This is a genomic window from Massilia sp. CCM 8734, from assembly GCF_011682155.1.
GTDB lineage: Bacteria > Pseudomonadota > Gammaproteobacteria > Burkholderiales > Burkholderiaceae_D > Telluria_A > Telluria_A rubra.
Genome location: NZ_WHJI01000014.1, coordinates 169,459 through 182,235, shown reverse-complemented (window position 1 = coordinate 182,235; position 12,777 = coordinate 169,459). Strand labels below are relative to the sequence as shown.

The 12,777-nt window shown below is 61.8% G+C and carries 12 protein-coding genes and 1 pseudogene; 2 read left to right on the top strand and 11 right to left on the bottom strand.

The genetic code is table 11. The features are described 5' to 3' along the window. Window positions 1-229: 229 nt before the first annotated feature. Window positions 230-445, bottom strand: a pseudogene (locus F2P46_RS15505) (IS4 family transposase); the annotation flags it as partial. A gap of 174 nt (window positions 446-619) precedes the next feature. Here F2P46_RS15505 and F2P46_RS15500 point away from each other — a divergent pair. Further along, on the top strand, window positions 620-1,423 hold the full coding sequence (locus tag F2P46_RS15500; protein WP_208296636.1) for a 3'-5' exonuclease: 804 nt from the start codon (window positions 620-622) through the stop codon (window positions 1,421-1,423). 196 nt (window positions 1,424-1,619) lie between these two features. Next, window positions 1,620-2,669, top strand: coding sequence for an NAD(P)-dependent alcohol dehydrogenase (locus F2P46_RS15495; RefSeq protein ID WP_166891188.1), 1,050 nt, complete (start codon window positions 1,620-1,622; stop codon window positions 2,667-2,669). Between the two features lie 202 nt (window positions 2,670-2,871). On the opposite strand, the gene F2P46_RS15490 is transcribed toward F2P46_RS15495, so the two are convergent. From F2P46_RS15490 to bamA, 10 genes are all read right to left on the bottom strand, one after another. Next, window positions 2,872-3,315, bottom strand: coding sequence for a PIN domain-containing protein (locus F2P46_RS15490; RefSeq protein WP_166891186.1), 444 nt, complete (start codon window positions 3,313-3,315; stop codon window positions 2,872-2,874). A 251-nt stretch (window positions 3,316-3,566) separates the two neighbouring features. After that, on the bottom strand, window positions 3,567-4,766 hold the full coding sequence (locus tag F2P46_RS15485; protein ID WP_166891183.1) for an EAL domain-containing protein: 1,200 nt from the start codon (window positions 4,764-4,766) through the stop codon (window positions 3,567-3,569). 79 nt (window positions 4,767-4,845) lie between these two features. Then, window positions 4,846-5,634, bottom strand: a complete 789-nt coding sequence (locus F2P46_RS15480) for an RNA methyltransferase (protein WP_166891181.1) — start codon at window positions 5,632-5,634, stop codon at window positions 4,846-4,848. Then, a complete protein-coding gene (gene rnhB, locus F2P46_RS15475) occupies window positions 5,631-6,317 on the bottom strand; it encodes a ribonuclease HII (protein ID WP_166891178.1) in 687 nt (228 codons plus the stop codon). The genes F2P46_RS15480 and rnhB overlap by 4 nt, the downstream gene beginning before the upstream one ends. Next, window positions 6,314-7,510 carry a lipid-A-disaccharide synthase gene (gene lpxB / locus F2P46_RS15470; protein ID WP_267875861.1) on the bottom strand — a complete coding sequence of 399 codons (1,197 nt, stop codon included), beginning with the start codon at window positions 7,508-7,510 and terminating at the stop codon, window positions 6,314-6,316. The genes rnhB and lpxB overlap by 4 nt, the downstream gene beginning before the upstream one ends. After that, window positions 7,500-8,288: an acyl-ACP--UDP-N-acetylglucosamine O-acyltransferase gene (gene lpxA / locus F2P46_RS15465; RefSeq protein ID WP_166891176.1), complete on the bottom strand. Its 789-nt coding sequence runs from the start codon at window positions 8,286-8,288 to the stop codon at window positions 7,500-7,502. The genes lpxB and lpxA overlap by 11 nt, the downstream gene beginning before the upstream one ends. Then, window positions 8,289-8,789: a 3-hydroxyacyl-ACP dehydratase FabZ gene (fabZ, locus tag F2P46_RS15460; RefSeq protein WP_166891173.1), complete on the bottom strand. Its 501-nt coding sequence runs from the start codon at window positions 8,787-8,789 to the stop codon at window positions 8,289-8,291. A 7-nt stretch (window positions 8,790-8,796) separates the two neighbouring features. After that, window positions 8,797-9,846: a UDP-3-O-(3-hydroxymyristoyl)glucosamine N-acyltransferase gene (lpxD, locus tag F2P46_RS15455; protein WP_166891171.1), complete on the bottom strand. Its 1,050-nt coding sequence runs from the start codon at window positions 9,844-9,846 to the stop codon at window positions 8,797-8,799. Between the two features lie 32 nt (window positions 9,847-9,878). Then, a complete protein-coding gene (locus F2P46_RS15450) occupies window positions 9,879-10,394 on the bottom strand; it encodes an OmpH family outer membrane protein (RefSeq protein ID WP_166891167.1) in 516 nt (171 codons plus the stop codon). A gap of 40 nt (window positions 10,395-10,434) precedes the next feature. Continuing rightward, a complete protein-coding gene (gene bamA, locus F2P46_RS15445; protein ID WP_166891164.1) occupies window positions 10,435-12,768 on the bottom strand; it encodes an outer membrane protein assembly factor BamA in 2,334 nt (777 codons plus the stop codon). Window positions 12,769-12,777: the final 9 nt, after the last annotated feature.

The following is a 12,777-nucleotide window of genomic DNA, read 5'->3' as shown; positions in this document are numbered from 1 at the left end:
CTGGGCGAGGCCAGATTTTGACGATTTCGCAGTGCCAATAGCGAGCTATTGGCCGAGAAAGCGGCGAAATATGGACCGTCCCAGGTATTTTTGCAGCCGACGATCCCAAGTCCGACAGGCTGCTAGGGCGAGATCCTCACCTTGGTGAGGACGACGGCGGTCGAGAAAGCGGCGCAACCATTCCGTGGACGCGATACTGGTTAAGCCCATGCCCTTATACATAAGTCCGTCAGCCCAACCCGTCGCGTAGTGCGCGCAGTGTTTCTGCCGAGGCGTGCACTTGATCTAGCCCCTTCCAGATCGTCTTCACGCCGGGCTCGCCATCGCCGGTACGGGCGAGGAACCCGCCGATTTTAGCGATCAGGCGCACGACGTGGTTCAAGGTAGGTGGCGTGGTCGGCATTTTCAGTTTGTTCAGCAAGTGCGCGCTGCCCGGCATGCCGTTGACCGCCGGGAGGGAAACCGCCTGTTTTTCTGGGTGCTACTGGTGCCGATTTGTATTTCTGGTGGTGCCATGACCCGCCCTGCTCTTCTGGCTCGCTTACATGTTCAACACCCGCTGGTGCACGCTAGCCGGCCAAGCCGACGACACGCGCGCACGGCACAACCTGGAACCATCATGACTTACATCATTATCGATTTCGAGGCAAGCTGCTGCAACGAGGGGCACATTGCGCGGGATGAAATGGAGATCATCGAGATCGGTGCGGTCGCTTTGCACGGCAATGGCCCGTTCACGCTCGGCGAGTTCCAGTCATTCGTCAAACCAGTCCGGCACACGCAGCTGACCGCCTTTTGCAAGCAGCTGACCAACATCCCGCAGCAAAAAGTGGACAGCGCCGATGCCTTTGGTGCCGTCATGGAGCGTTTCTCCACCTGGATAGCCTCATTCGATGACGCGGTTTTTTGCAGTTGGGGCGACTACGACAAGCATCAGTTGCGACAAGACTGTGCGTACCATGACGTTCGCTATCCGTTTGGCGATGAACACATCAACATCAAGAAGCGCTTCGCCGACAATATGAGCATGCGAAAGCCGTGCGGACTCGAACAGGCGCTGGCCAAAGTCGGACTTGAGTTTGAAGGGCAACCCCACCGGGGATCGACGACGCGCGCAATATGGCCAATCTGGCGCCTTACCTGTTCTTTTGAGGTGTCCGCACAAACGACACACTTCCCTGACTACGGCATCTACAACACAATGAATTCCATTTTCAACGAGCCGACCTGGCTCATTGACGCCGAACACAAAACACTCGTGCCGCTGGCCGACACGCAGAGCGACGCGCCGAATGCGACCAACAGCGGCCGGCTCGACGTCACTCCCGATGGCAAATTCCTCCTGACCGCCGGCCCATACGGCGCTTGCCTGCACGACGGCGCCGGGTGGAAAAGGCTGTTCAGCACTTTCGACTTTCTGTGACCGTCAAACACCAGCCAGGCCATCCGTACCATCTTCGATAAACAGGTGCCGTCATAGCGCGGGCATCGTGCAGTCCTGTCGAATCACCCGGCAGCGCGTATATTGTTCCTGTAGCCGATCTGCGGACCGGCGCGGCGATACGCAATGCCCCCGTACGCATCCCTCTTCTCATTTCATCTATACAGGATTATCACCCATGACACTCGCACGAGGTTACGCGGCGCTGGCCGCCAAGGAAAAACTGGTCCCATTCTCATTCGAACGCCGCGCCCCGCGCGCCGATGACGTGGCCATCGACATCAAATTTTGCGGCGTCTGCCACTCCGATATCCACCAGGCGCGCGACGAATGGGGCGGTGCGACCTTTCCCATGGTGCCGGGGCACGAAATCGCCGGCGTCGTCACCGCCGTCGGCGCCGATGTCACCAAATTCAAAGTGGGCGACCATGTCGGCGTCGGCTGCTTCGTCGATTCCTGCACCACCTGCGGCACCCGCCACGTGGATCTGGAGCAGTACATGCCAGGGCTGGTCCAGACCTACAACAGCGTGGAGGCCGACGGCGTCACGCCCACCTTCGGCGGGTATTCCAACCACATCGTCGTCAAGGAAGGCTACGTACTGTCGATTCCCGACAATCTGCCGCTGGACAAGGCCGCGCCGCTGCTGTGCGCCGGCATCACGCTGTATTCGCCGCTGAACCATTGGAAAGCCGGTCCGGGCAAGAAAGTCGCCATCATCGGCCTGGGTGGCCTGGGCCACATGGGCGTGAAAATCGCGCACGCAATGGGCGCCGAGGTAACGGTATTGAGCCAGTCGCTGTCTAAGCAGGAAGACGGCTTGCGTTTCGGCGCCGCCAGCTATTACGCCACCAGCGACAAGGAAACGTTCAAGAAGCTGGCCGGCCAGTTCGACCTGATCATCAATACGGTCGGTGCTGCCGTCGACTGGAACGATTACATCCGCTTGCTCAAGATCGACGGCACCATGACCCTGGTGGGCGTGCCCGACGCGGCCACGCCGCCGATCAATGCCTTCAACCTGATCGGCGCGCGCCGCACCCTGGCCGGTTCGATGATCGGCTCGATCAAGGAAACGCAGGAAATGCTCGATTTCTGCGGCAAGCACAACATCACTGCGGATATCGAACTCATTGATATCGGAATGATCAACGACGCCTACGAGCGCGTCGTCAAGAGCGATGTGCGTTACCGGTTTGTCATCGATATGAAGTCGATGGTGGCGTAAGAGCGAACCGGCGGGGAAGTCTACTACGGGCCCAAGTCCGGCATGAGGCGGACTACCTCCTTAATTCGTCATCCTCCGCCGTACACCGCTTTTGGGCAAAGCGACTATTTGGTACGTTTCAGCGCACTCCGTCTTGATCGTGGCGGGAGTGGCGTGTCTCCAGGAGGGGCGACGTTTATAATCGTCACCGTCGATGTGGTTTTTAGCTCGTAAGGCACGCGCACGTCCTGCCGCCGGAATCCTTCGTATTGCGTGTGATGATCGTCAGCTTTTTGATGTCAGCTGTTGCCTGAATAATCGCGTCCGCCAATCCAATTTTAGGACCCAAGCGTCGACGCTCGGACATGATGGCTGCTGCCGCCTGCATGATCACAGCGTCGATCTCGATAATTTCGAAGCCGAAATCGACCATGAATTCGTCGAATCGCGGTACGTCGGTCAAGTCGGCGCCGCCATACAGCTCCATCCAGGTAATCACGCTGATGGCCGGATTGTCCCAATGCGACAGTTCGATTAGCGCTTGCGCGTAGCCCTTGCTCCAGTCGATCAGGATATTGGTGTCGAACAGAACTAATCCCGCCATTCGGATCTCAACTCTCTTTGATAGTCCAAGCCGTCCGCCGGGATATCCGGGCGCTGCGCCCAAATACCTGCAATTTTCTTTAGAGCAGCCATACGTCGGGCACGGCGTTTTTCGATCGGCTCTTCCGCTACCGCGTCGGCTACCGCGTCGGCTACCGCGTCGGCTGGCCCGGTCGCAGCGATAACACGAGGCTTATCGCGTGAGTGCTTCAAGGTTGCCATAACAGACCTCCGATCAGGTCAATGCCAGTATCGGTATAGTGTATCGCACGGCGGATGTATACTCCCAACCCTCGCGCTGAGCTCACGTAACAGCTAAAAAAACTGCCGCCAGTCGGCCAGCCAGTCCGGAAAGCGCGCCGCCTCCATCGGCCGGGCGATGTGGTGGCCCTGCGCATACGTGCAGCCCAGCCCCTGCAAAAAATCCCAGTCCTGGCGCGTCTCCACGCCCACCGCGCAAGACTTGCGGTCAAGGCTGCGCGCCAGTCCCAGGCAGGAACTGAGCACGGTGGCCAGCGAGCGTTTGCGCGAGGCGCCGTCGACAAAGCTGCGGTCGATCTTCAACTCCGAAAACGGCACGCGCGCCAGTTGCTGCACGTTCGAGCGTCCGGTGCCGTAGTCGTCCACCGCCAGCCCATACCCCATCATGCGCAGACGCAGCAGGCGCTCCAGAAAACTCGGGTCGTTGGTCAGCACCGCCGATTCGGGCAATTCAAACGTAAGCAGCGATGGCGCCACGCCATGCCGGTCGGTGCACACGCTGATCTGTCGCAGAAAATCCGGATGGCCGATGGTTTCGGCCGACAGATTGAGCGAAATCGCGGCGGGCAGGCCTTTGTCCTGGAAGGCGCGGCAATGCTCGGCCGCGCTTTCAATCATGGTCCAATCGAGAAAATCGATGCGGTGGTTTTGCTCCAGCGCGTCGATAAAGGAGGCCGGCCCCAGCACCCCGTGCTCGGGGTGGATCCAGCGCGCGAACACTTCAAGCCCCTTCACCTCGCCGCTGGCCAGTTCGATCTTGGGCTGGAAAAACGGTTCGAACTGGCGCGCCTGCAGGCCCACGCCCACCTGAGCAAAGCTAAAACGCGGCAGCGCGCGCCGCTCCTGTACCTGGGCGACAGGCGGCGTGTAGTGCGACAGCACCGCTTCCAGATGACCGCTGGTGAGCGGCTTGGGGATGGTGCCGAGCAGGTCGAGCCCATACGCGAGCGCCAGGCTTTCGACCGAAAACAGCAGGCTGGCGTGGCAGCCGCCGGTGATGATGGCCCGCGTGCCGGCATTGAGCACGGTGATGTCGCGTATCAGCTCCAGGCCGTCGCGCCCGGACAGGGCCAGGTCGATCACGGCAATGTCGATCGGCGGCCCGCCCGGCGCTTCGATCTGGCGCAGCGCGGCCTCGCCATCGGCCGCCACGCTGATGCGGGTGGCGCCCAGGCGACCAAGCATGTCGATCAGGGTCTGGCGTTGCGCTGCGTCGCCGTCGGCGACCAGAAAGTGCAAGTGGGCGATGTCCATCATATCTCCGCTGAAGTCCGAGTATTGACATTACCCCCGGAACGCAGCTTCGTCTATGCTGTCAAGAAACTGTTTCACCTTACTTTGATTGAATCTGCCTCAACTGTTCAAAAAAACAGACAGCCGCACACGCGGCCACGTTGAGCGACTCGATCTGGCCCATGTGCGGAATGACGACTTGATGCGTTGCCAACGCCAGCAGGTCGTGCGCCACGCCCTGCCCTTCGTGCCCGAGCAGCCAGGCCACCGGGCGCGCCAGGTCCACGTCGTACAGGCGCTGCGTGGCGTAGCCGCTGGTGGCCAGCACCGGAATGGCCGACGCCTTCACCAGGTCGGCCAGGTCGACGTTTTCGTGGATGTCGACCACGAAGTGCGCGCCCATGGCCGCGCGCAGCACCTTGGGCGACCAGCAGAAGGCCGTGCCGCCGCTGCAATAGACCTGGGTGATGCCGGCCGCCGCCGCGCTGCGCAGGATCGAACCGACATTGCCCGGGTCTTGCAGGTTATCCAACAGGACCGCCGAGGCAGTAAGCACCCCGGGCGCGGCCAGCGCCGGGGTGGCGATCAGGAACATCAGCCCGACGCCGTGTTCGACCTGGCTCAAGGCGTTGTACAACGCGTCCGGCATGGCGGTGACATGCGCGCGCGCTGTTTCGCACTGCATCACGATGTCGGCCACTTCCGGGTTGGCCAGCGCGCCTTCGGCGACAAGGCAGTGCAGCGGCGCGCCGCGCAGCTGCAAATACGACTGGCACAGGTGCACGCCGTCGAGCAGGGTCTGGCCGGCCTTGCGCCGCGCCTGCGAGCTGCCGGCGAGGTGCTTCAGGTCTTTATAGAGCGGATTGTCGCGCGAGGTGATGGTTTTCATGCGGCCTCGCCAAAATCGAACGACATGTCCATGCCGACGATGGTGTTGGCCACCGAAACCGGCAAGGTGGCGCGCACCGGCGCGAACGAGCGCCGGTGCACGGGCGAAGCGCCATGCTCGCGCAGGCGCGCCAGGTGCAGCGCGGTGCCGTAGCCCTTGTGCTGGTCGAAGCCGTATTGCGGATACAGTGCGTGCAGCGCCACCAAGGCGGCGTCGCGCGCGGTCTTGGCCAGGATCGACGCGGCCGAAATGGCGTGCACCTTGTCGTCGCCTTCGATAATCGGATGGCAGCGCACCTGCATCACCGGACTGCGGTTGCCGTCGATCAGGGCAATGGTCGGCATGGTCGACAAGGCTTCCACCGCGCGCCGCATGGCCAGCATGGTCGCCTGCAAAATGTTGATGCTGTCGATTTCTTCGTGCGAGCATTCGGCGATCGCCCAGGCCAGCGCATATTCCTTGATCTGCGGCGCCAGCGCTTCGCGCTTCTCGGCGGTCAGCTTCTTGGAGTCGCGCAGGCCCTCGATGGGGCGGTCCGGATGCAAGATCACGGCGGCGGCGAACACCGGGCCGGCCAGCGGGCCGCGCCCTGCTTCGTCCACGCCGCAGACGATATCCTCTAGCGTGAACGGATAGGCGTTCTTTTTCAGCCCTGGATAAAAATTGACTTTTTTGGTTCTCATGATGACTTTTTCGATGCCGCGATCACGCGCATGACGGCGGCCGCGCTTTCCTGCGCGCTGTTGCGCAAGAGGCTGTGGTGCATCCCGGTGAAGCGCTGCACCAGCAGCTTGCGGTTGGCCGCGTTATTAAGTTGTTCCCACATGGCGTCGGCCAGCTTTTGCGGCGTAACGTCATGCTGCAGGATTTCCGGCACCAGGAATTCGCGCGCCAGGATATTCGGCAGTCCGATCCACGGCTGGTAGCCCATGTGGCGCATGATCTCGTACGAGGCGCGCATGACTTTGTACGCAATGACCATCGGCTTCTTGAACAGCGCCACTTCCAGGGCCGCCGTGCCGGATGCCACCAGCACCGCGTCGGCGGCGGCAATGGCGTCGTGCGAGCGGCCCTCTAACAGGTCGATGCGCACCGACTGCAAGCCGGCTTTGGCGATCAATTCGGTGAAATACTGGCGCTGGCGCTCGCCCGCCATGGGCGCGACAAAGCGCAGGTCCGGGTCGCGCGCGGCCAGCAGCTTGACCGCGCCCACAAAGGGCTCGGCCAGGTATTTGAGTTCGCCCATGCGGCTGCCCGGCATGAGCGCGATCACGCGCGCCCCCAAAGGCATGCCGAGCGCCGTGCGCGCCGCCGCCACGTCGGGCTCCATGGGAATGACTTCGGCCAGCGGATGGCCGATGTAGGTGCACGGCACGCCGGCCTTGCGATAAATCTCTTCCTCGAACGGAAAGATCACCAGCATGTGCGAGACGGCCTTGATGATCTTCTTGATACGCCCACCGCGCCAGGCCCAGATCTGCGGACTGACGAAGTGCACGGTCGGTATTCCGGCTTCTTTCAACTGCTGTTCCAGCCCGAGGTTAAAGCCGGGATAGTCGGCGCCGATGAACACGTCCGGGCGCTCGGCCAGCAGGCGGTCGCGCAGCGTATTCTGGATGCCCTTGATTTCGCGGTAGCGGGGAATGATTTCGAACAGGCCGCGCACGGTCAGGCGGTCCATCTCGATGTCCGACACAAAACCCTGCTCCATCATGCGCGGGCCGCCAATGCCGTGAAAGCGCGCCTCGGGCAGGTGCGGCCGCAGGCCGGCCAGCAGGCGCGCGGCGAGCATGTCGCCGGATACCTCGCCCGCCACCAGTGCAACAGATACGCCGGTCGATGCAGCCCCGGCGCCCGGCCGTGGATCAGCGGACAATGCCACGGGACGCAGTCCCCAGGAAAGCGAGCATGGCGCCGATATCGAGCACGGCGGCGGGCGACTCGTGCTGCTGGTCGACCAGGGCCGCCTTGGCTTGTTCGAGCGTCATGCCGGAGCGGTAAATGAGCTTGTAGGCCGCGCGCACGCCGTCGATCTGCGGCCGCGTAAAGCCGCGCCGTTTCATGCCTTCGATGTTGACGCCGTGGGCGCTGGCCGGATTTCCCGACACCAGCACGAACGGCGGCACGTCTTGCGTGAGGCTGGTGTACATGCCGAGGAAGGCATGCGCGCCGATCTTGCAGAACTGGTGCACGCCGACGAAACCCGACAAAATCGCCCAGTCGCCCACTTCCACGTGTCCGGCCAGTTGCGCGTTGTTCGAGAAAATCGTGTTGCTGCCGACCTGGCAGTCGTGCGCCAGGTGGCAGTAGGCCGAGATCCAGTTGTCGTGGCCCAGGCGCGTGACACCTTCATCCTGGACGGTGCCGGTATTGAAAGTGCAAAATTCGCGCACCGTATTGCGGTCGCCAACGATGAGGCGGGTCGGCTCGCCATCCCACTTCTTGTCTTGCGGCGGCGCGCCGATCGACGAGAACTGGAAGAACTTGTTGTCCTTGCCGATGCTGGTGTGGCCTTCGATGACCACGTGCGGACCGACCACCGTGCCGGCGTCGATCGACACGTGCGGGCCGATGATCGAAAAGGCGCCGACTTCGACGCTGGAGTCGAGCTGCGCGCGCGCATCGACAATGGCGCTGGGATGGATCGTGGCCATTTAGTTCCCCATCGGCTGGCTCGCGTCGACCGCGCTGCGGATCGTGCACATCAGCTCCGCTTCGAGGGCGATGGCGCCATCGACGCTGCCGACGGCCTTGTACTTCCAGATGCCGCGCGAGCAGCGAATGATCTCGATATCCATGCGCAGCTGGTCGCCAGGGCCGACCGGGCGCTTGAAGCGGGTGTTGTCGATGCCGACGAAATAGACCACCGAATTGGCGTCGGGCTTGACGCCGATCGACATGAACGACAAGATCGCCGCGGTCTGCGCCATCGCTTCGATCATCAACACGCCCGGCATGACCGGCTTGTGCGGGAAGTGCCCGTTGAAGAATTCTTCGTTGGCGGTGACGTTCTTGATCGCGCTGATCGACTTGTGCGCTTCCCAGTCCAGCACGCGGTCCACCAGCAGCATCGGATAGCGGTGCGGGAGGTATTCCTTGATCTGGCAGATGTCGAGGGTCTTGCCGGGTACGCCTTTGTTGTCGGTAATGGTCATATGTCTTCTATTTTTGTTCTGTGAGTGCCTTGACGGCTTTTTCGAGCGCGCGGATTTTTTCGCGCATCGACGTCAGGTTGCGCAGCAGGACGGCGTTCTTTTCCCAGTCGCTGTTCTTGGCGATCGGGTAAAAGCCCGTGTACTGGCCCGCTTCCTTGATCGAGTTGGCAACCAGGCTGCCGGCGGTGACGTACACCTTGTCGACGATGGTGATGTGGCCCGATACCATGGCTGCGCCGCCGAAGGTGCAGTATTTTCCGATGGTGGCGCTGCCGGCCACGCCGACGCAGCCGGCCATCGCCGTGTGCGCGCCGATATGGCAGTTATGGCCGATCTGGATCAGGTTATCGAGCTTGACGCCGTCTTCGATGATGGTGTCGGCCATGGCGCCGCGGTCGACCGTGGTGTTGGCGCCGATGTCGACGTCGTCGCCGATCATCACGCGCCCGGTCTGCGGAATCTTGATGTACACGCCGCCTTCGTTGGCAAAACCGAAGCCGTCGGTGCCGATCACGGCGCCCGAGTGGATGATGCCGCGCTTGCCGATCTGGCAGCGCGCATGGAAGGTGGCGTTCGCGAACAGGTGGGTGCCTTCGCCGATGACGGCGTCGCGCCCGACGAAGCTGCCGGCGTCGATGACGGCGTTAGCGCCAATCACCGCACCGGCTTCCACGGTCACCTGCGGGCCGATATGCGCACTCGGGTCGACCTTGGCGGTCGGATGCACGCTGGCGGTGGGGTCGATGCCGGCCGGCGCCACGATCGGGTCGATCGAAGCGAAATACTGGGCGGCGTAGGCGAAGTAGACGTGCGGATTTTTGACGACGATACGCGCGCCCTGGTAGGTCGCGCCGACGATCTCGTCGTCGGCGCTTGACACAATCATGGCCGCCGCGCCGCTCTGCGCGGCCTGGGCCCGCAGTTTGCTGTTGCTCAGATAACTGATGTGCGAAACGCCTGCGTCAGCCAATGGCGCGACCCCGGATACCTCGGTATTCGGGTCGCCAATCAGCTGTCCTCCCAAGCGTTCGACCAATTGACCTAGTCGAGTGCCCATCTTTTTAGTCCTGTCTTGAGTTTGTATTGGTGTTATTTGTCGAGCTGTTTCAGGATCTTGTCCGTGATATCGATGCGCGGGCTGGTCCAGGCCGATTCCTGCAGCACGATGTCGAGTTTTTCCTGCTCGGCGATCTGTTCGATCAGCTTGTACGCCTTTTGCGCGATGTTGGCGCGCTCTTCGCTTTTACGCTGGATCAGGTCTTCGCGGAACTCGCGCTGGGTGCGCTGCACGTCTTTTTCGAGGTCGAGCAGTTCGCGCGCGCGCCGCGTGCGTTCCAGTTCGGGCAAGGTCGGCGCCTCGGTCTCGAACTTCGCCTCCATCGACTTGAAGCGCGTTACCGTGTCCTGGATCGACTTCTGGCGCTTGGAAAACTCGGCTTCGATCTTGGCGTCGGCGGCCTTGGCCAGCTTGGACTCGGTCATCAGGCGCTCGGTGAAAACGTAGCCAATCCTGCTCGGCGCGGTTTGCGCCTGGGCCAGCGAGCACGCGCACAAAGCCAGCAGGGCAAGATGCTTGGGCCAGGAGGCAGTCACAGTGTTCAACATAGTTCTCCGCAATCTAAAATGGAAACGGTCGCGTTAGCGATCAGAAACCGGTACCCATCTGGAACTGGAAGCGTTCCAGGCGATCGCCAGGTTTCGCGTTCAAAGGCTTAGCATAACTCAACTTGAGCGGGCCGACCGGCGAAATCCAGCTCACGCCCAGACCTGCCGAATAACGCAGTTCGTTCAGGCGCATTTTCTGGTCTTCGCTGTAGACCTGGCCGGCGTCGGCAAAGCCGAACCAGCGCAGGCTGCGGTCGGTGCCGCTGCCGGGGAAAGGCATCTGCAGTTCGGCATTGCCGATGATGCGCTTGGCGCCGCCGACCGCGTCGCCGTTGCGGTCGACCACGCCGAGCGAGGAGCTCAGGTAGCCGCGCACCGAACCGATACCGCCGCCGTTGAAGTTCTTGAAGACCGGGTACGGGCTGCCCTTGATGCCCTGGCCGTAATCGAATTCACCGCGCAGCGCCAGGGTGATCTTGTTGGTCAACGGACGGAACCATTCATGGTTGTAGATCATGCGGTAGTACTTGGTGTCGCCAGCCACGTCCAGTTCCAGGTTGGCGCGCTGGTAGCGGCCGGCCGATGGCGTGATCGCGCTGTCGCGGCTGTCGCGCTGCCAGGCGGCCGTCAGCGGCAAGGCGTTGGTGGTGGCGCTGCCGATGCCGCTCTCAATGCCGGTAATCTGGCGCACGTAGTCCTGGTAGCGGGTCGGGCTGGTGATATCGGTTTCGATGGTGGTGCGTTCGACGCCGATACCGAAGTAGACGGTGTCGGTTTCGGAGAACGGCACGCCGTAGCTCACGCGGCCACCGGTCTGCTTGACCTTGTAGGTGCCCTGGTTCAGCGCCGGCGGGTTCAGGGTGCGCAAATACAGTTCGAACTGCTGCGACACGCCGTCTTCGGTGAAGTACGGATTGGTGTGCGAGAGCGCGATGGTGCGGCTGTAGTCGCTGGTGTTGAGCTCCATGCCAACCGTGTTGCCGCTGCCGGCAAAGTTGGCCTGCTGGATCGACGCGGTGAAGGTGAATTTTTCCGCTTGCGAGAACGAACCGCCGATCAGGAAGTTACCGGTCGGTTTTTCGACCACGGTCAGGTTCACGTCGACCTGGTCGGAGGTGCCCTGCGCTTCCGGCGTGTCGATGGTCACTTCCTTGAAGTAGCCGAGGCGGTCGACGCGGTCGCGCGACATCTTGATCTTGTTGCCGTCGTACCAGGAGCCTTCGAACTGGCGGAACTCGCGGCGGATGACTTCGTCGCGCGTGGTGGTGTTGCCGGCGATGTTCATGCGGCGCACGTAAGCGCGCTTGCCCGGATCGACGAAGAAGGTAAACGCCACCTGGCGCTTTTCGCGGTCGATTTCCGGGTTCGCATTGACGTTGGCGAACGCATAGCCGAAGGTGCCCATGCGGTCCGAAATGAGCTTGTTGCTCAGCGTGAGCAGCTCGCCTGAGTAGGTCTGGCCCTCGCGCAGGCGCACCAGTTCTTTCAGCTCGTCCTCGCGCCCGAACATTTCGCCTTCGAGCTTGATGCCGGAGACGGTGTACTTCTCGCCTTCGGTGATGTTGATCGTCAGGTAGATGTCTTTTTTGTCGGGCGTGATCGACACTTGGGTCGATTCGACGTTCGCTTCCAGGTAGCCGCGGTTCAGGTAGAACGACTTGATCGACTCGATGTCGCCGGTCAGCTTGGTCTTGGAATACTGGTCGGCCTTGGTGTACCAGGTGAACCAGCCGGAGGTGCCCAGTTGCAGCACTTCGCGCAGTTCCTTGTCCGAGAAGGTCTTGTTGCCGACGATGCTGATCTGCTTGATGCGCGCGACCTCGCCTTCGTCGACGTTGAACATGACGGTGACGCGGTTGCGTTCGATCGGGGTGACGGTGGTGGTGATCTTCACGCCGTACAGGCCGTGCGACAGGTACTGGCGCTTGAGCTCTTGCTCGGCGCGGTCGACCGACGCCTTGTCGAAAATCTTGGTCTCGCCGACGCCGATTTCCTTGAGCGCCTTGACCAGCACGTCCTTTTCAAATTCCTTGGTACCGGTGAAATCGACCGTGGCAATCGCCGGCCGTTCTTCGACCAGCACGACCAGCACGCCCTTTTCTTCTTCCAGGCGCACGTCCTTGAAGAAGCCGGTCGCGTACAGGGCCTTGATGGCGGCGATACTCTTTTCGTCGTTGAACGTTTCACCCACGCGCACCGGGAGGTAGCTGAACACGGTACCGGCTTCGGTACGCTGGATGCCCTCGACCCGGATATCCTTGACCACGAACGGGTTCACTGCGAGGGCTTGTCCGGCGCACAGCGCCAGGACGGCAGCGCCGATTAAGCTGCGACGAAAGAAAGGCAAGGCAAAACGTTCAGAATTTAATTTCATTGGGGTTAT